At 41.7% G+C, this 20,222-nt stretch carries 15 protein-coding genes; 12 read left to right on the forward strand and 3 right to left on the reverse strand.

Annotated elements, in window-relative coordinates:
- Positions 1-10: 10 nt before the first annotated feature.
- Entirely contained in the window at positions 11-205 is a 195-nt protein-coding gene (locus AWW68_RS18635) for a hypothetical protein (protein ID WP_068224892.1), read from the reverse strand.
- A 25-nt stretch (positions 206-230) separates the two neighbouring features.
- Entirely contained in the window at positions 231-1,193 is a 963-nt protein-coding gene (mltB, locus tag AWW68_RS18640) for a lytic murein transglycosylase B (protein ID WP_068224894.1), read from the reverse strand.
- Between the two features lie 98 nt (positions 1,194-1,291).
- Between mltB and AWW68_RS18645 the strand changes: the two genes are divergently transcribed.
- Entirely contained in the window at positions 1,292-2,470 is a 1,179-nt protein-coding gene (locus AWW68_RS18645; RefSeq protein ID WP_068224896.1) for an aminotransferase class V-fold PLP-dependent enzyme, read from the forward strand.
- Between the two features lie 254 nt (positions 2,471-2,724).
- On the opposite strand, the gene AWW68_RS18650 is transcribed toward AWW68_RS18645, so the two are convergent.
- The gene (locus AWW68_RS18650) at positions 2,725-3,300 is read right to left on the reverse strand and encodes a helix-turn-helix domain-containing protein (RefSeq protein ID WP_068224898.1); all 576 of its coding nucleotides are present in this window, start codon (positions 3,298-3,300) and stop codon (positions 2,725-2,727) included.
- A 70-nt stretch (positions 3,301-3,370) separates the two neighbouring features.
- Between AWW68_RS18650 and AWW68_RS18655 the strand changes: the two genes are divergently transcribed.
- From AWW68_RS18655 to AWW68_RS18705, 11 genes are all read left to right on the forward strand, one after another.
- Positions 3,371-4,063 carry an HAD-IA family hydrolase gene (locus AWW68_RS18655; RefSeq protein ID WP_068224900.1) on the forward strand — a complete coding sequence of 231 codons (693 nt, stop codon included), beginning with the start codon at positions 3,371-3,373 and terminating at the stop codon, positions 4,061-4,063.
- A gap of 1 nt (position 4,064) precedes the next feature.
- On the forward strand, positions 4,065-5,363 hold the full coding sequence (locus AWW68_RS18660; protein ID WP_068224902.1) for a DUF5690 family protein: 1,299 nt from the start codon (positions 4,065-4,067) through the stop codon (positions 5,361-5,363).
- 5 nt (positions 5,364-5,368) lie between these two features.
- Complete coding sequence (locus AWW68_RS18665) at positions 5,369-6,478, forward strand: TIGR03364 family FAD-dependent oxidoreductase (RefSeq protein WP_068224903.1); 1,110 nt, start codon at positions 5,369-5,371, stop codon at positions 6,476-6,478.
- Between the two features lie 185 nt (positions 6,479-6,663).
- On the forward strand, positions 6,664-9,924 hold the full coding sequence (locus AWW68_RS18670; protein ID WP_068224905.1) for a SusC/RagA family TonB-linked outer membrane protein: 3,261 nt from the start codon (positions 6,664-6,666) through the stop codon (positions 9,922-9,924).
- A gap of 20 nt (positions 9,925-9,944) precedes the next feature.
- Positions 9,945-11,495, forward strand: a complete 1,551-nt coding sequence (locus tag AWW68_RS18675; protein WP_068224906.1) for a SusD/RagB family nutrient-binding outer membrane lipoprotein — start codon at positions 9,945-9,947, stop codon at positions 11,493-11,495.
- 73 nt (positions 11,496-11,568) lie between these two features.
- Positions 11,569-12,648 carry an alkaline phosphatase family protein gene (locus AWW68_RS18680; protein WP_068224907.1) on the forward strand — a complete coding sequence of 360 codons (1,080 nt, stop codon included), beginning with the start codon at positions 11,569-11,571 and terminating at the stop codon, positions 12,646-12,648.
- 127 nt (positions 12,649-12,775) lie between these two features.
- Complete coding sequence (locus tag AWW68_RS18685; RefSeq protein ID WP_068224909.1) at positions 12,776-14,110, forward strand: alkaline phosphatase PhoX; 1,335 nt, start codon at positions 12,776-12,778, stop codon at positions 14,108-14,110.
- 1 nt (position 14,111) lies between these two features.
- Complete coding sequence (locus AWW68_RS18690) at positions 14,112-15,773, forward strand: alkaline phosphatase family protein (RefSeq protein ID WP_068224911.1); 1,662 nt, start codon at positions 14,112-14,114, stop codon at positions 15,771-15,773.
- Positions 15,774-15,948: 175 nt separating this feature from the next.
- Positions 15,949-17,274, forward strand: coding sequence for a (R)-1-hydroxy-2-aminoethylphosphonate ammonia-lyase (pbfA, locus tag AWW68_RS18695; RefSeq protein WP_068224912.1), 1,326 nt, complete (start codon positions 15,949-15,951; stop codon positions 17,272-17,274).
- Positions 17,255-18,988 carry a metallophosphoesterase family protein gene (locus AWW68_RS18700; RefSeq protein WP_084375766.1) on the forward strand — a complete coding sequence of 578 codons (1,734 nt, stop codon included), beginning with the start codon at positions 17,255-17,257 and terminating at the stop codon, positions 18,986-18,988. The genes pbfA and AWW68_RS18700 overlap by 20 nt, the downstream gene beginning before the upstream one ends.
- Positions 18,981-19,778: a phosphatidylinositol-specific phospholipase C/glycerophosphodiester phosphodiesterase family protein gene (locus AWW68_RS18705; protein WP_068224916.1), complete on the forward strand. Its 798-nt coding sequence runs from the start codon at positions 18,981-18,983 to the stop codon at positions 19,776-19,778. The genes AWW68_RS18700 and AWW68_RS18705 overlap by 8 nt, the downstream gene beginning before the upstream one ends.
- Positions 19,779-20,222 lie beyond the last annotated feature (444 nt).

Here is a 20,222-nt window from a genome sequence, read left to right on the forward strand (position 1 = left end):
GCGTTTCTCTCTACTTAATAACACTTTTAGCGGATGTGTACTCTTCTAAAGGTTCTTCTGCCATAGCTTGTTCTATAATTCTCAGTATAGGTTCTGGGATATCGGAAGGGGTTGATAATAAATATTCGATTGCATCAAGTGTAGGCTCGTCTATATCAGAGCTTACTTTTCTGATTATCTCCAATTTTCTTTCGTCTGTTGACATAATCTTAATTTAATCAAAAAGCTTATCAGTTCATCATCTCCTTCATTTTTTCAGCTAGCTGAAAAACAGCCATGGCATACATTGGGCTATGATTATAGCGTGTGATGACATAAAAATTATCGAAACCGTACCAGTGTTCTTTTCCTTCTTCCATATCCAGGATTACCAGGGTTGCAGGAGTGTTGCCAGATGCCTCAATGCCGGGTTGAATACCCAGTGCTGTATAATCAGAAAGCTTGTTTTTAGGCTTCAGAGATTGCTTATTCAAGTTGGTTACTTTTCTGCTGAAGGTTGCTGTGGCTGCAACGGGTTCGCCTTTCTTCCAACGGTGAACTTTTAAGTAATTGGCAACACTTGCAATAGCATCAGTAGGGTCATTGATGAGGTCTGCAGTTCCGCCTTCATCGAAGCTTTTGGCGTAGGCTAAGTAGCTGCTCGGCATAAACTGAGAGTAACCCATGGCTCCAGCATAAGAACCTTTGATCTCTTTTGGGTCTAGTTTTTCCTTAGAAGTGAGTTCTAGGTATTTCGCGAGTTCTGACCGGAAGAATTTACCTCTTTTAGGATAGCCAAACCCAAGCGTATAAAGTGCATCCAGTACTTTGTAGTTTCCCTTAATTCGTCCAAAGTAAGTCTCAACCCCAATAATGCCCATAATGATTTCTTCATTCACACCAGTTTCTTGTGCAACCTTAGCTACTGTTTCCTTGTGTTCCTTCCAAAACTCAACCCCGGCCTGAGCTCTCTCTTCGGTTATAAATATTTTGCGGTAACGCTCCCAGGTCATTGTGCCTTCCGCAGGCTTGCTAATTTTATCAATGATGTCTTGCTGAAATTCAGCAGCATCTAAGATGTCTTTTACTTCACTCTCACTTATGTTGTTCTTTTTGGCATAATCAGAAATGAAGTCATTAACCTCAGATTGGTTTACCTGTGCTTGTAGATTGAGACTGCCAATAAATAGTAGGAGAGCGAGTAGTTTTTTCATGCTTAGAGAATTTGTTCGAAATATAGTGAAGCCAACGAATGCCCGAAATACATGTTTCTTAAATGGTGACATTCTCTTTAGGTTCCTTAACTTTCAATATGTTTTCAGACAAAGATATTGCCAGATTTAGAGCAGAAACCGATGGAGTTCAGAAAGTCATTCACTTCAATAATGCTGGGGCTTCATTGCCTTCCAATATTGTGAGAGATACAGTCATCGATTTTCTGAAAGAAGAGGCTACAATTGGTGGATATGAGATTCAAATGAAGCGGGCTGATGAACTAGATTCTACCTATGATTCTGTAGCTAGGTTGATTAATGCTCAAAGTAAGGAAATAGCCATTGTCGAAAATGCTACAGCTGCATGGAATGCCGCTTTTCAGGCCATCGATTGGCAAGAAGGCGATGAAATTATCTGCAATAGACCCGATTACGCTAGTAATTACTTGGCTTACTTACATCATCCTAAGAAACCAATCATTAAGGTGATTCCTAATAATGAGAATGGAGATGAAGATTTGGAGGCTTTTGAAAAGCTCTTTTCTGCTAAAACAAAGTTGGTTTCCATCACTCATATGCCTACCAACTCTGGCCATTTAGCTCCAGCAGAGCAGATTGGTGAAATCTGTAAGTCGAAAGGAGTGCTCTATCTGCTAGATGCCTGTCAAACTGTAGGGCAATATCCAATTGATGTAGAGAAGATTCAATGCGATATGCTTTCTGCAACGGGCCGTAAATACCTTCGTGCGCCTAGGGGGACAGGGTTCTTATATGTTCGTGAGTCGGTTTTGCCGAAACTTACTCCTTACACTGTCGATTTACATTCAGCCACTTGGACAGGTGAACAGACTTATGAAATAAGAGAAGATGCACGCAAGTTCGAAAACTGGGAGGGCAATAGAGCTAATCAATTAGGGTTGAAAGTCGCAGCGGATTATGCCTATGAGGCAGGTCTGGAGAATATCTGGCAGCGAGTTCAGGTATTGGCCACTCAATTGAGAGATGGGCTTCGTAAAATGGAACATATTCATCTTCAAGATCAGGGTATAGAACTTGGTGGTATTATCTCTTTCACCGTAGATGGCATGGCAGCACCTGACGTAATGTTTTGGTTGTTAGATAGAGGTATTAACCTTAGTTGGAATGGAGTGCCAAACACTTACTTGGATATGACTGCCAAAGGTCTGAAAGAAATAGTCCGCGCCTGCGTACATTATTATAATACTGAGGAGGAAGTATCTCTATTCCTTAAAGCCATTGAAGAGTTAGGAAGTTGATTCTTAGTTTTCATATTTGTCAACTTTTAAAAGTGACAAATATTCAAGTCAATAGGTTATGAAAAATTAATCATGCTCATCAATTGAAATGTAAAATCTGCTTTTCAATTTATTTTAAATCACTAGTAATCAATTAATTGAATATTAACTCTGTGTGAAAGGAGTTACTGTTTTATTAAAGAATCTTAAGTCGATTTTCTCAAAAAAATCTCTTCCTAATTTTACATATATGAACATTTAGAGAGAAGGCCTTTCTAAATACTTGAGTTCATAAAGTAAGCCTTAAACAGCTTGGCTGGTGTAGTACCGGGGTTTTTAAGAGAATGAGGAATTTGACCATTAAAATAAAGTGTATCTCCCTTCTTCAGATGAACTTTTTCATCGAGAAGACCATAGATAATTTCTCCTTCGAGCAAATACACCAATTCGTACGAGTCATTAGCCAATGGCTTTCTGAAAATACCTGGCAATACTGTTACAGTAACCACCTTAACAGGTTGGCTGTGAATAATTTGAGACATCAGGTTTTCGTAAATGAGACCTTTAGAGTCGTATCTAGATTCTCTTTCACCTTCACCTTTTCGAATCAGAGTAAATGATGCTTCAGGCTCTTCATCCACCGGTTTTACAATTTCAGACAAAGGCTCTTCTAGCGCCTCTGAAATTTTGTAAAGAACAGGCAAAGAAGGCATGGTACGGAAGTTTTCGATTTTCGAAAGTAGCCCTGGCGTTATGCCGCTTTTCTGGGCTACATCAGCAAGGCTTAGCCCTTTCTCTTTACGCACGTTTCGAAGCTTTTTGCCAATGGCACTCAGGATGTCAGATTTCATGTAACGCTCAGGTTGGATTTTTTAAATGTAAGCAAAGGCATGGATTACATGCCGATTATCAGTGTAAAGAATGATTAAAGATACTGTGAAGATGGTGGTGTTCGATATGGCAGGCACTACGATAGATGAAGGAAAAACTGTTTATAAATGCGTAAGGGACGCCTTGTCCGAATATGGGTTTGAGTTTACTCTGGAAGATGTAATGTCTCGAATTGGAGGCATGAATAAGAAGGAGGGAATTGCCCTGCTCATGAAATCTGAAGATGAAAATATCACAGATGAAGCCATTGAAGTTGTTTTTAACTCCTTTATCGGAAATGTTGAAGATGCTTATAAGGCCGCTGACGACTTAACAGAAATAGAAGGTACCACAGAGTTTTTTGAGTTCTTAAAGGCCAATAACATCAAGGTGGTTTTGGATACTGGCTATTTCAGAACTACGGCAGATATACTCATCGATAAGATGGGGTGGGCGAAAAACCAACTCATAGACTTTTCTGTAACCTCAGACGAGGTGGAGTCTGGAAGACCAGCACCCTTTATGATTGAAAAGGCTAAAGCTCACTTTCAAATAGCAGAGTCTTCTCAGGTGGCGAAAGTAGGCGACACTGCTTCTGATATAGCTGAAGGAAAGAATGCCGGATGCTTGGTGATTGTTGGGGTAAGCTCAGACATGTATAGCAAAGCTGACCTGATAGATATGGGCGCTTCTCATGCGGTAGATTCACTTAAGGAGCTGAAAGAAATTTTTGAAACTGAGTGATATGAGTCCGAAGGCATACTTACAGAGGGCAGATCATAAAGTAGTAGCCATTGTTGGGGCGCTTGCCGCATTTGGTACTTACTCCTGCATGTATGCTTTTAGAAAACCATTTACAGCGGCCACTTTCGGTGAAATGGAATGGCTCGGAATCGATTATAAAATCTGGCTCATTTTTGCCCAAACCATAGGATATACCTTATCTAAATTCTACGGAATTAAGTTCATTGCCGAGCGAGGACAAAAGGGTAGAGCTAAAGCTACTTTAGTTCTAATTGCTATAAGCTGGTTGGCTTTGCTGTTTTTTCCGTTGGTGCCAAAGCCCGCCAATATTCTTATGCTTCTTATCAATGGCTTCCCACTAGGTATGGTTTGGGGGCTTGTATTCAGTTATCTAGAAGGTAGAAGAGCCACGGAGTTTATGGGCGCTTTTTTAGGAGTTAGCTTCATTTTTTCTTCTGGCTTAGTGAAAACTGTTGGAGCTGGTCTTATGGTAGACTTTGGTGTTTCGGCTTGGTGGATGCCCTTTCTAACAGGTTTAGTCTTTGTGCTGCCATTGCTTTTGTTCGTCTGGATACTGGATCAAATACCTGCTCCGTGTACCAAGGATATAGCTAGAAAGAATAAGCGAGACACTATGTCTAAGGCAGAGCGATCAGGCTTTTTTAAGCAATACGCCAGTGGCATTTTGCTACTGGTTATTGCCTATGTTTTTCTGACCCTTCTACGAGATGTTCGAGACAACTTCGTAGCCAATATTTGGGTAGAGCAAGGGTATGGTGAGCAGCCAGGAATTTTCACTCAAACAGAGGTGCCGATTTCACTAGCGGTATTGGTAATTATTTGTCTGCTAGTACTTATAAAGGATAATCTTAAAGCATTCATGATCAATCACTTGCTGATTGGTCTAGGGTTCATAATCATTTTTACTAGTTCATATATTTTCTCAATGTCACAGATCGGAGCCCTGCCTTGGATGGTCTTGGTGGGCTTCGGTTTGTACTTAGCTTACGTGCCATTCAACTGCGTCATTTTCGATCGATTTATGGCAGTTTTTAAGAGCAAGGGCAATGCAGGTTATCTGATGTACCTGGCCGATAGCTTTGGCTATTTGGGCAGCATGGGCTTTCTCTTTTACAAAGAGCTAGCAGGCTTCGGAGAAATGTCTTGGACTCAGTTTTTTCAAAATTCATTACTGGTGGTTTCTGTGTTTGGAGTGATTATCACTGCGGGTTCGGCCATTTATTTTAAAAGAAAATATCAACGCCAATCGACTGTAGCAGGTCAATTGGTTTTGAACTGAATACTATGAGTAAGAAAGCAATTGTTGTAGGTGCCGGAATTGTAGGTCTGGCTTGCGCTAGAAAATTAGCCTTGCAAGGCTATAGTATAGAAGTGATAGAGCGAAGCGAAAAAGCTCAGGGCGCATCAGTTAGAAATTTCGGAATGGTTTGGCCTGTAGGTCAACCAAAAGGGGAGAAATATCAAAGAGCGATCAACTCAAGAGCTATTTGGAAAGAAGTTGCCGAAAAGGCCAATATCTGGCATGGCGAAGTTGGTAGTCTGCACATGGCGTATTTGCCAGAAGAGTTGGCAGTAATAGAAGAGTTTGCTTCTGAGAAAAGTCAATATAGTGTACTTAAGCCTTCTCAAATAACTTCAGAAGCTGTGGTACAGAAAGGCCTAAAAGCAGCACTATGGAGTAATGAAGAACTGATTGTTGATCCGAGAGAAGCCATCGCTAAAATTCCAGCATACCTGCAAGAGCAATTGGGTGTTCAGTTTCACTGGAATACCACCGCGGTAGAGGTGAATCATCCATCAGTTAAAACATCGAAAGACCAATTACTTCAGGCCGATTTGATTTTGGTATGTAGTGGTGCGGACTTTGAAACGCTGTACCCCGAGCTTTTCGGGCAGCAAGACATCAACAAATGCAAGCTGCAAATGATGCGTTTGATTAGTCAACCCAACGAATGGAAAATAGGTCCTGCCTTATGTGGAGGCTTAACTCTGGTTCACTATGAAGCCTTTAAGCAAACACCTTCGCATGGAGCGCTAAAGGCATATTATGAAGAAAATCACCCTGAATACCTCAAATGGGGACTAAATGTAATGGTTTCGCAGAATGGAAGTGGGGAGCTAACCATTGGAGATTCACATGAGTATGGTAAGGACTTGAGTCCTTTCAATCAAGAGTTTATAGACCAAATGATTCTGGATTACTTGGCCACTTTTGCTGATTTCAAGGATTGGTCAATCTCTTCTAGATGGCACGGAATATACCCTAAAATGATGAATGGAGCCACTGAATTGGTGCTTCAACCTCAAGAGGGAGTAATGATAGTTAACGGTCTCGGTGGGGCAGGAATGACCATGTCATTTGGCTTGGCTGAGGAAATCCTCAATGAATTGTAAACAAAGACTCAACTCAAAAAAAGAAGGCCTATGTAATAAGGATCGATACTCAAAAAAGAAGTGCCTGTAGGCACTCCAAAATTCGCTCTTACTGTCTGAATCATCTTGGCGGAAGCTTCAGACAGGATCAAACTAAAATTTACTAAAGCAACCTTTTAAGACAACTTTAATAAACAATCTAATCTATGAAAAATTGTGCGAACAAGCCTTCTCGCATGTCGGTTTGGCTTACAGCTCTAGCAATAATAATGGGTGTTTTTATGCATCCAGAGGCAAAGGCCGGTGCACTCACCGAGTCTTTAGATAAGACAATTACGGGTACTGTTGTAGATGCAGCTACCAACGAGCCTTTACCTTTTGTAACGGTTAAAGTAAAAGGAACAACCTTAGGTATGGTTACAGATGCCGATGGCCGTTTCAACTTAAGTATTCCAGACAATTCCGATGTATTAGTTTTCTCATTTGTGGGTTATGTAACCCTAGAAGAGACCATAGGAAACCGTTCTGTAATTAATGTAAGCCTTTCTGAAAACGTTACTTCTCTTCAAGAAGTGGTGGTAACTGCACTGGGTGTAGAAAGAGAGTCTAAGGCTTTGGGTTACTCTGTTCAAGAAGTTCAGGGCGAAGAATTGACCGAAGCAAGAGAAACCAATGTGGTAGATGCATTGAGTGGTAAAATTGCTGGTGTTCAAATCACTGGTTCTGGTTCTGGCGTTGGAGGATCATCCAGAGTAATCATTCGTGGTGAATCTTCTCTAAACGTAAATGCTAACCAACCGCTGTTTGTGGTAGACGGAATTCCTATCAGTAACAATGTAAATGGTTCATCGGGAAGCGGAAACTTAGAAGTAGATTACGGTAACGCTGCTGGTGAAATCAATCCTGATGACATTGCTTCGGTTTCTGTACTTAAAGGCCCTGCAGCTGCAGCACTTTATGGTTCAAGAGCTGCCAATGGAGCCATCTTAATTACCACTAAATCTGGTAAAGGGAAAAGAGGTTTGGGTATCACCTTCAACTCAAATGTTAGCTTTGAAAATCCTTTGAGATTACCTGAGTGGCAAGATGTTTATGGCCAAGGAAACAACGGTCAGTTTGCATTCGTAGACGGTTCAGGTTCAGGTATTGCCGATGGTGTTGACGAAAGCTGGGGCCCTAGAATGGATGGTCAGTTAATTCCTCAGTTCGACTCTCCTAGAGATGCTGAAGGCTTTAGAGGAGGAGATTTAAACGCACCTGCAGGTAGCACTATTACTCCAACTCCTTGGGTAGCAAATCCTGATAACATCAATGACTTTTTCGAAACAGGTGTTACGCTTACCAACAACATCAGTGTAAGTGCTAATAATGACTTCGGAAACGTACGTTTCTCTTATACCAATCTAGATCAAAAAGGTATGGTGCCAAATACCGACCTTAAGAGAAATACAGTTTCACTTAAAACCGATATGAACCTTACAGATAAGCTGAAGGTAAGCGCATCAGCTAACTACGTGAACACACAAAGTGATAACAGACCAGCAATTAGCTACGGTACTGAAAGTTTGATGTATCTGTGGATTTGGTATGGTAGACAAATCAATACCAACAACCTGAGAAACTATTGGATGCCAGGCTTGGAAGGTGTACAGCAGTTTAACTACAACTACAATTATCACGATAACCCGTATTTCACTACTTACGAAAACACAAACGGACAGAATAAGAATAGAATATTCGGTACTGTTTCAGCTAGCTATCAGTTTACTGATGAGTTGAGCCTAATGGTGAGAACAGGTATTGATTTTTACAACGAGCTTCGCGATAGAAAAAGAGCATTCAGTACACAGCGTTTCCCATTGGGAATGTATAGAGAAGACAAGCTATTCTTCTACGAACAAAACTCAGATGTACTTCTAACCTACAACAAGGAGGTGAATGAAGACTTCTCTTTTACAGTATCAGTAGGTGGAAACAGAATGAGCCAAACAAACAACTACAACCAAACGGTGGCTCCTCAGTTATTGATTCCTGGTATCTATAATTTCTCAAACTCTGCTGTAAATCTCCAGGTAAATCAGTACGACCAAGAAAAGAAGATTAACTCGATCTACGGTTACGGACAATTCGCTTATAAGAACATGTTGTTCTTAGATATTACTGGTAGAAACGACTGGTCTTCTACGCTTCCTGTAGAAAACAATAGTTACTTCTATCCGTCTATCACTGCGAGTGCTGTATTGAGCGATATGTTCATTTTACCTTCTGTTATTTCATTTGCAAAGGTGAGAGCCGCTTATGCTGAAGTGGGTAATGATACAAACCCTTACAGCCTTACTAATGTGTACAATTCAAGTACAGCTTGGGGTGGTGTTCAAGCGAAATCTGAATCTTCTACCTTGGCCAATGCCGAGCTTAAGCCAGAAAGAACAAGCTCTTATGAAATTGGAGCAGACCTTAGAATGTTTGGTGGCCGTTTTGGAGTAGATTTCACTTACTACGACAATAGAACGAGAGATCAGATTATTCCGATCACTTTAGATATTGCTACAGGTTATGCTAGCAGAATTATCAATGCTGGTGAAATTCAGAATAATGGTATTGAGCTAATGGCTTATGGTACTCCTGTGCAGAAGGTCAATGGTGTTACTTGGGATGCGTCAGTAAACTTTACTAGAAACAGATCTAAAGTAATTGAGCTAGACGAAAATGTTGATGCTTACACGTTGACCGAAAGAAACGGAGCCTTTGTACAGGCCAGAGAAGGCGAAAGAATGGGCGATATCTACGGTGTAGGCTTCGCTAGAGTAGAAGATCCGAACAGCGAATACTTTGGACAGATAATTCACTCTGCAGAAGGTACTCCTTTAAGAGACCCTGAATTGAAGAAGCAAGGTAACTACAACCCAGATTGGATGATGGGTATCCAGAATACATTGTCTTACAAAAACTTCTCTTTCGGTTTCTTATTCGATATCAGACATGGCGGTATTGTAGTTTCTAGAACCAAAACCATTGGTAGTACCTCAGGTCAGTTAAAAGAAACTCTTTACGGACGTGAAAACGGATATGACCTAACGCAAGAAGAGAACGGAATTGTTTCTCCGGGTGTAGTTGAAAATCCTGATGGTTCTTATTCTCCAAATACCACAAAGGTGAGCTCTAGAAACTGGCACAACAGATATTATGAGCGTAACAACGTAGAGGCGGCTAAGTACGATGCTTCTTATGTAAAGTTGAGAGAAGTGAGAATTGGTTACACCATGCCTTCTAGCTGGTTTGCTAACTCTTTTGTGCAGTCAATTAAAGTGTCTGTAGTTGGTAGAAACTTAGCCCTTTGGACAGAGAATCCACACTTCGATCCAGATGTGATGGCAATGAGCGGAGGAACACTTCAGCCAGGTATCGAAAACATGGCTTACCCTTCTGCCAGAAGCATTGGCTTCAATCTGAACGTTAAATTTTAATCTCTTTTAATTCAACGAAAATGAAATTATTCAATATAAAAAGAACAGCAGCCACACTAGCTTTAGTAATAGGTGTGTCTGCTTGTGAAGACGGATTCGAAGAATTGAACATGAATCCTAACAGCCCAGAGCAAGTGCCGGCTTCTCTATTACTACCAACAGTATTGAGAAACGGAATCAACGAAAATGCTGGTAAGGCTTGGGGAACAGGAAACGTGGTAATGCAGTACTCTGCTAAAATTCAGTTTACCAATGAAGATAGGTATAACTGGGGGCCAGAGTCTAACCCTTACAACTCTTACTACAACATTATGCGCGATTTGGAGAACATTAAGCGCATTGCTACTGAGTCTGGTAACAATAATTACAGAGGAGTTGCCATGGTTTATCAGTCTTGGTTGTACTCAATCTTAACAGATAGCTATGGTGATGTGCCTTTCAGCGAAGCCACTATGGCCAAAGAAGGTACTAACCTGCCTACATTCGATTCTCAAGAGAGCATCTATCAGAGTATTATTGCTAACCTTTCTGAAGCCAACAACCTATTAGATGTAAATGGTCAAGGAATTGAAGGCGATATTCTTTTCTCTGGTGATATACTTCGTTGGAAGAAGTTTGCCAACTCATTACTGTTGAGAACGCATTTGCGTTTGTCAGATAGAATAGATCCTAGCAGTGCAATGCAGGCTATTGTTTCTAACCCAACTACCTTCCCAATTCTTGAGAGCAATGATGATAACGTGGCATTGCAATACTTGGCCGATTTGCCAAACCAGCAGCCGCTTTATACTACCAGATCTGGTTCATTCGATGAGTATAGATTGAGCGAGAAAATGGAAAACACACTGAAGTCTCTTAACGATACAAGGTTGTTTGTATACGCTCAGCCAACTACCGATTCAGGTGCTGGTTTAGTAGGAGATTGGGACGATTATGAAGGAGTGCCTAACGGCTTGGCCGATGAAGAGGCGCTTCAATATTCTCCTAGTGGAGACCCTGCTAAGGGTGGTTCAAACTTCATCTCTAGATTAGGTTTAATGTTCTCTTGTTCTGCTTGTAACCCTTTGGCTTCGCCAATTGCCAGACAAGGCTTAATTATGACCTACTCAGAGCTTCAATTCATTTTGGCTGAAGCCAGAGAACGTGGATTTATTTCTACTGGAGATGCTGCCACTTACTACAATAATGGTATTCAGGCTTCTTATGACTATTATGATGAGAGACTTGATGTGGCAGGTTACACAGCCATTAAAGATGCAGTAAATGCAGATGCAGCTTACTTTGCTCAACCAGAGGTTGCTTATACAGGAACTAGTGCAGAAAAGTTGGAGAAAATTGCCACTCAAAAGTGGATTGCCAACTTCTTCAATGGTTTGGAAGGTTGGTTCGACTGGAGAAGAACTGGAATGCCAGAGATTAACCCTGGCCCCGGAGCTGTTCAACCAACAGTACCTGTGAGATTCATTTACCCATCTAGCGTTCAGGCTTTGAACAAGGATAATTACAACGCTGTAATCCAGAGACAAGGCCCAGATAATAATGTCACTAAGGTGTGGTGGGATGTTCAATAAGAACATAGTTGTTAATTAATTCATAAAGAGAACGGTCGTGATACAATGTCACGACCGTTTTAAAAACTCAATCATGAAAACCAGATTACTGATTCTACTTTTAGGTGTTGTGAGCCTAAATGCATGTGCTCAACACAAAACTGAAAACCTATTTATTATCTCTTTAGACGGTTTAAGGTGGCAAGAGCTTTACACTGGTGCCGATGCTCAGCTCATTGAAAACAAAGACTATGTAGACAACACTAAAGAGCTTTCAACGCTTTTTTGGAGGGAAACGCCTACTGAGAGAAGAGAGGTGTTAATGCCATTTTTTTGGAATACTCTAGCTAAGGAGGGGCAACTTTTAGGAAATAGAGAGTTAGGAAGTCTAGTTAACTGCACCAATAACATGTGGTTTTCTTATCCTGGTTACAATGAAATTCTAACTGGTAAAGCAGACGATGCCAGAATAAATTCTAATGCTAAAATCCAAAACCCAAACGAGACTATTTTAGAGTTTGCGAATAAGCAAGAGGGTCTTAAAGGTAAAGTAGCTGCTTTCGGTTCGTGGGATGTTTTTCCTTATATCATCAATGAAGAAAGAAGCGGAGTGCCCGTGAATGCAGGCTTCGAGAAATCTACAGATGAGCCACTTTCTGAGAGAGAGCAATTTCTGAATAAGCTACAAGATGAAATTCCAAGCCCATGGGGAGGAGTGAGATTAGATGCTTTTACTCATCATTTCGCTATGGAATACGTCAAAAAGCACTCACCTAAGCTGGTGTACATTGCCTACGGAGAAACTGACGATTTTGCCCATGATGGCGAATACGATCATTACCTAAAGTCGGCCAAGCAAACCGATCAGTTCATCAAAGAAATTTGGGAGTACATTCAGTCTACTCCTCAGTACAAGGATAAAACTACTTTGCTCATCACAACAGACCATGGTAGAGGAACTGAGCCATTAGATACTTGGAGAAGTCACGGAACCGATATTACCGGGGCTGGTGAAATTTGGATGGCCGCTATAGGGCCAGACACTCCTGCTTTGGGAGTGGTGGAGAAAGGCCAGTATTATCAAAACCAGTTAGCAGCCACCGCAGCAAAATTATTAGGGCTAGAATATAAGATAGAAGGTGGCGGAAAAGCCGTAGAAACCTTCATTAAGTAAGCTTAACAGAGTGTTCATTTCCTGAACCTCAAAAAGGCATTCAATTGAATTAGATTAGGTTTTTCAATATAGGACGGGTGTTCCACTTCAGGTTTAGGGGTGGTTCACACTTTTCAAAACTACTACTATGACCACAACCAGCAGAAGAAAATTCATCAAGCAATCGGCAATTGTAAGTATGGGCTTTGTAGCTCTTTCCCGATGCGCAACAAAGGCGGTAACCGAAGATATTAAAGTTAAACTCATCACCGATCCTAAAGGCTATCTAGATTTACCAGAAGGCTTCTCTTATAAAGTAATTTCTAAGTGGGGCGAAAAGATGGACGATGGTTTAAAAGTGCCTGCCAGACCGGATGGCATGGGAACCTTTGAGGCGGCCAATGGTAAAGTGTTAATAGTTAGGAATCATGAAAACAGCCCTGGCAGAAAAGAGGAGGGAGCTTTTGGTAATGAAAATGAAAATCTAGAAGCATTTGGTGCCGAAAACCTATTCGATGCTGGTAATAATGAATTTCCAGGTTTAGGAGGAACAACCACTTTGGTTTACAATGAAGAAACTGGCGAGGTAGAAAAGCAATACTTAAGCCTGGCCGGAACTTACCGAAACTGTGCTGGTGGTATAACGCCTTGGGGTAGCTGGTTAACTTGTGAAGAAGATGTGACCAAGCCCGAAGGGCCAGTAGAGCAATACCACGGTTATGTTTTCGAGGTGCCAGCTTCCGAAAATATTGCAGTTGCCGAACCTAAGCCAATTAAAGCTATGGGCCGCTTCAATCATGAAGCTGTGGCTGTAGATCCAGAAACGCATTACGTGTATCAAACCGAAGATACTCATGATGGCTTAATTTATCGCTTCATTCCAAATGACAAGAATGATTTACATGCTGGAGGAAAACTTCAGGCCTTAGCCATTAAGGGTCAACCGAGCTTCGATACCAGAAACTGGGAAGGGGTAACCATTAAAGCGAACGAAAAATTCGATGTAGAGTGGATCGACCTTGAGAATGTAGATCCGGAAGAAGATGACCTAAGGTTTAGAGGCTTTGACCAAGGAGCCGCTCGTTTTGCCAGAGGAGAAGGCATGTGGTATGGCAATAACGAAGTCTATTTTGCTTGTACCAATGGTGGTCCAAAAAGGTTTGGGCAAGTATTTAAGTACTCTCCCGAAGAAAATACACTAGAGCTATTTGCTGAGTCGGAAGACAAAACTGTGCTCCACATGTGTGACAACCTGTGTATTGCGCCATGGGGAGATGTAGTGCTAACAGAAGACAACGGAGAGCTCAATCACGTTCGTGGAATCAATCAAAAAGGCGAGCTGTACGACATTGCTTGTAACAGAAGCTCAAAGTCGGAGTTTGCTGGTGTTACGTTCTCACCTTCGGGAAAAACACTTTTTGTAAATATTCAAGAAAATGGAGATACCCTGGCCATTACTGGCCCTTGGGACAAACTTTCATAGCATGAAACATACTTTCAGAAGAAATTTCACAGCCTGTATATGGGCTGTGCTTGGCAGCGCCTTGCTTTTTAGTTGCGGGCAAGAAAGCCAAAAGCATAGTGCAAAGCACGTAATTGTTATAGGTGTAGATGGCATGAGTCCTGATGGAGTCCAAAAAGCAAGCACACCAAATATGGATGAAATGATGGTAAATGGTGCTTCTTCTATGATAGCCAGAGGGGTGTTGCCAACAAGCAGTAGCCCAAATTGGGCCTCTATGATTATGGGGGCGAGCCCAGCCCAGCATGGAATTACTTCGAATGCCTGGCGAGCAGATCAACATATTTTACCAACACAGGTGAATTCTACTGGTGCTTTCTTTCCAACAATTTTCAGAATAGCGAAAGAGCAGAAACCAGAGCTTAAAACTTCAATTATTTACGACTGGGGAGGTTTTGGTAACCTGTTCGATCATGCCGATCCAACTTATCAGAAGCATGTAGAGGGCGAAGTGGCTACTGCCCAACACGCTGTGGAATATTGGGAAAACGATCAGCCTAACTTCATGTTCGTGCATTTAGACCATGTAGATGGAGCTGGGCACGGAAAAGGGCATGGTTCTCCAGCTTATTATCAGTCGGTAGAGAAAGCAGATTCTCTCATAGGCCTCATCAAGCAGGCTGTTGAGAAATCTCCCATGAAGGACGAAACAGTGATTATTATAACCTCAGATCATGGAGGTAAAGGTTTTGGTCATGGAGGTGAGTCGCTAGAAGAAATTCAAATTCCTTGGATTGCCTATGGAAAAGGTGTCAAAGAGAATTATCAGATAAAGGGTACAATTAACACCTTCGATACACCGGCTACAGTTGCCGAACTTTTCGGACTGAAGAAGCCTCAAGCTTGGATTGGCCGACCAGTATTAGAGATTTTTCAGGGTGAAGAAATTGAGCCAGAGTATACGGCTCCTACATCTATGCGAAAGCCAGAAATCAGTCCAAAAGCCGATGCTTGGTCACCGGCCGGAGGCTTGTATGTTGGTGAGCCTGCTGAGGTCAAAATCGCCAACCCGAATGCCAAAGGCGAGGTAAGATATACCACTGATGGATCTACGCCAACTGCTCAATCTCAAATGTTTGGAGTGCCTTTTATGTTGAAAGAAAATACCGTGGTGAGCTCTGCCGTGTTTGCAGAAGGAACTAGGAAAAGCGAAGTAGAAAGAGGCTTTTTTAGGTTTATCGATGCGGAAGTGAATCATGGAATGAAATACCAAGTCTACGAGGTAGATGAAATGGTAAAGCTACCAAACTTCAACGCTCACAAGCCAGTGGCGGAGGGCGTAGCGCTAGAGCCTAGTTTGAGTAGGACAAAACTGACAAGAGAAGAGCATGTAGCGGTTGTTTATCAAGGCTTTATCGCCATTGAGAAAGCTGGAGATTACACCTTCACCGTAGCAAGCGATGATGGCAGTAGACTTTTTATCAATGATCAGTTAGTTGCGGATAATGATGGTGACCACGGGGTGATTGAGAAATTTGGCACAGTGAATTTGCAGCCTGGTAAGCATCAGATCAGAATTGAATGGTTTAATGGTGGCGGAGGCAAATGGCTGGGTGCTTATTATGAAGGTCCAGAAATCAGAAAGCAACTCATACCAGCAAGTGTGTTGTATGTTAGTCAATAGCTCATGCCAATGACCAATGTCCAATGACAAGTGACTATTGTCCAATGACCAAAAAAACACCCTCAATCCCTAAAGGGATGACTAAACGAAGGCGTTGTCACTCACTCTTTAGGGCAGGGGTAAAAACTCAATTTACCAATCATCTAATTCACTAATCACCCAATTCACCATTAAGATGGCAGTAAATCAAGGAGAACAAATAGGCGCTTTAAAGCAAATGACTGAAAGAGAAGGAGTAGATGATGAGCTGCTTCAACGCGATGCAGAGGTGTTCCTCCATCAGACACTTTCCACTCCAGTTTTCAATACTATCAGCAAGGCAGAAGGGGCTTATATCTTTGATGGTAGCGGAAAGAAATACCTCGATTTGCATGGAAATGGTGTGCACACCATCGGATATAATCATCCGAAAGTAGTGCAGGCGCTAAAGCACCAAATGGATATTGGACTTTCTTTCGCACCAAGAAGGTTCACTAATGAGCCAACTGTAGTTTTGGCAGAAAAGTTAACCGAGCTCGCTCCAGACGATCTGTCTCGCGTACTTTTTTGCCCAGGCGGCTCAGAAGCCATTGAAATGGCCGTAATGTTGGCCAAACACCATACTGGCAGGTATAAGACGCTGTCATTCGAAGGGACTTTTCATGGAACTGGCTTTCAAGCAGTTTCAATTGGTGCCGACCCACATTTTAAAGAAGGGCTCGGCCCGATGATGCCTGGAGCCTTGCATCTTCCATTGCCAGATTATTACCGAAACCCATGGAATAGCGATGATCAAATGTTCATCGATGAGATGTATCTCAAGCAATTGGATAAAATGGTTGCTAAAGAGCAGGAGATTGCTGCATTAGTCACAGAGCCAATATTCTACAACAGTACCGTGCCCACAAAGTACTATTGGGAACAGGTTAGAAAGCTTTGCAATGAACTTGGTATTCTGCTCATTTTCGATGAGATCTATACTGCTTTTGGTCGAACGGGGAAAATGTTTGCTTCGGAACACTTTGTAACTCCAGATATACTGGTAATCGGCAAGGGTTTTGGAGGAGGGATAGTGCCTTATGCTGGTATTATTGGTAAGGAAAAACTCAATACACTTCAGCATAAATCCATTGGACATTACACCCATGAAAAGAGTCCTTTCTGCGCAGCCGCTGCTAAAACGGTAATTGAGGTGTTGGAAGAAGACAACTTGGTTGAACGAGCGGCAACCTTGGGCGATTACTTCAAAAATGGCCTTGAGACACTCAAAGAACGTTATGAAATTATAGGAAATGTTACCGGCTTAGGTTTGAATCTGGGTTTGGACTTGGTGAAGAACAGAACCACTAAAGAACGAGCAGTTGAAGAAGCACATCAATTAATGGCCTTTTGTTTCGAGCGTGGTGTGTCATTTAAGCTGATTCAGCAAAACATTCTCAACCTCAAGCCCGCTTTGGTTATTACCCAGCCTGAGATTGATGCGGTACTAAACACCTTAGAAGATGGGTTGCAAAAGATATAGCCTATTACTCATAAGCTTTTTGGTAGCGTTTCTAACTAGCTGTAACTTGGAAGAGGAGCAAAAAGCTAGCTTCAGGCCTTTTACACTTCAATTAGACGAAAAAATATCTGGTGCGGTAGATCGACTAATTCCTTTTGAGGATGGTTTGGGTGTCTCAATCGATTCCCTTTGGCGGTTAAACTTGGCCGATTTTCGAGGAGGGGCGAATATATCTCTTCCAGAATTTACGGAGGAAAAGACTATACGGATTCCCCATCGAATTCTATTGCCAGACCATTCCATTTGGTATCAAACCGAGGTTCAATTGGGTAGAGGAGTGCTTCGAATAAATGCCGATGATGGTGCTCAGCTTTGGTTAAATGGAGAAAGAGTTGCTCCCGAACTGGCCGCTTACTACCCAGTAGCTAAGGCTGGTAATTATACACTTACCATACGAGTTCTAAACAATGCCATGGCAGGTGGATTGCGGTCTGTTGAATTCATTGATCAAGATAAATGGGAGTCGCATAAACTTCTAATGCAGCGAAGAGCGCTTCTTCGCGAAGTTCTTACCAAAGAAGCTTTGTTAACCAATCTGTCCGAGTCTGAAACAAGGCAGATAATGAAGGCAAAGGAGCGGCTGACATTAGCCGAATTGGAGTCTACCATTCAGAAGCTGAAGAGAAAACCAGTTCTATTGGCTGAGCCTATTTTTCAAAAGGGTAGTACAGGTCAATTATATGCTAGATGGGTGAGTATTAGTAACTCAAAAGCCAAACTTATTTATGGAAAGCAGCCAGATGCGTTGTCTAATCAAGTGGAGGTTGAAGGGGAAGAAGGGGTGTTTCTAGTAGCTATTTCAGATTCGCTTAAGTATTACAGAGTTATTCAAGATGGCTTGATTTCTCCCGTCTATATTTTTCCAGAGAAGAAGAATACGAATAGCCAAGAATTTATGGTTTGGGCCGATAGTCAAAGTGGCTGGAAAGTTTTTGATAGAATCATGCGCATGTCGAATCAGTATTTGCCACATTTTTCGGTGGGAGCTGGCGACTTGGTGGGTCAAGGAGATAATGAGCAGGAGTATTTGAGGTTGTTGCGTTCAATGCATCTCGGTGGTTACGCGCATTATCCTGTTCCCGGTAACCACGATTACGATGGCTACTATGAAGAATTGAAGCCGAATAATTTCAGTAAGTATTTAGGGGTACCCAATCAACAAAACTACTACGCTTGGAAGGATGGTGATTTAGCATTTATAGCCCTCGACCTAAATGAAACTTTCCCGGTGGGTCTACCTAATAGCTCTGAGCAGTATCGATGGTTTATGGAACAGATTCAAAGCGAAGCTTGGACTTCTGCCAAATGGCGGTTTTTGGTGAGTCATCATCCGCCTTACTCTCAAGGTTGGCCCGGGTATCATGGAGAAATTTCCCTACGTAACCTACTTCTTCCTCTTTATGAGAAGGCGAAGATAGACATGGTGATAGCTGGTCATACGCACGATTATGAGAGGAAAATAAAAACCTACGGAAAACAGAAAACAGCATTTGTAATAGTTGGTGGAGCGGGTGGAGGTTTGGAGCCGAAAGAAAATGCTTCTCATCCTAAAATGGATAAAGTATTAAGTATTCATCATTTTGGCTTAATCAAAGTCACCAACGATACGCTTAATTTTAAGGCCATAGATCTAGACAATAATATTATCGATAACTTTTTTTTGACCCATGATTAACCTACAACGTATCTCCATTTTTTGCTGCTTACTTACTTTCTCCTGTTTTGTATATGCGCAAAATCCTTTGCCTAAATCGCATGCGCATAATGATTACGATCATGAGAGACCACTTTTAGATGCTCACTCATTTGGCTTTACCTCTATAGAAGCTGATGTTTTTGAGGTGAACGGAGAGCTGTTTGTAGCGCATGATTTTGAGGATATTTCCGAAGACCGCACTTTAGAAGCGCTTTATTTTCAACCATTAGACAGTATAGTAAAAGCCAATGCTGGAAGGGTTTATAAGGGAAGTGAATTGCCTTTTTACCTGATGGTAGATTTTAAAAACGATGCTGATGCTTCTTACATAGCTTTGGCAAAGCTACAGAAGAAATATACGCACCTATTTACCAAATTGGGTGAAACTGAGGTGGATAAGGATGGAGCAGTAACATTGTTCATATCAGGCCAAAGACCCATCGGATTAGTAAATAATAACCCAGAATTAGCTGCATTAGATGGTAGGCCGAATGATTTAGGGAAGGGCTATCGTACGCACATAATGCCTGTAATTAGTGTCGGTTTTAGGACTTATTCTAAATGGAATGGAGAAGGTAAACTTCCAAAAGAAGACCGAAAGAAAATCAAGGAATTGGTTAAGCAAACGCATGCTGAAGGCAAGAAGCTCCGCTTTTGGGCAATCCCTGATAATCAGAATAGCTGGGAGCAAATGGAAAAACTCGGTGTAGACTTTATCAATACCGATAAACTAGAAGAGTTCTATTGGTGGCGCACTGGTTCAAAGTAGCCAGATCCAATCCCTTATGAGCACCTAAAGCCTCACTATTGGTCTGACTACTCCAAGTGGTCAGACCAATAAGTATTTATAGTCCTCAGTTGTTGTCACCAACTGATCATCTCATTTTCCATCCCGACCATAGCGGAGGGATCAACTAAGCAAATTTGCCATACCTAGGTCAAGTTTCTTACAAGCTTGGGTCGGATTTTAGACAAGGTTTAGGTGGATATTGATTCAGATGTTTCGGTTTTACTTTTTCTACTATCGTGTCTTTTGTTCAAGATATTCTATGTGTTCCAAGATTCGGGACTTATGTATTGGTCTGACCACTCCAAGTGGTCAGACCAATAGGTATTTATAACCCTCAGTTGGTGTTGTCACCAACTGATCACTTTTGATTATTCCATTTTCCATCCCGACCGTAGCGGAGGGATCAGCACGATAAAATTGTAA

The organism is Roseivirga spongicola (assembly GCF_001592965.1).
Classification (GTDB): domain Bacteria; phylum Bacteroidota; class Bacteroidia; order Cytophagales; family Cyclobacteriaceae; genus Roseivirga; species Roseivirga spongicola.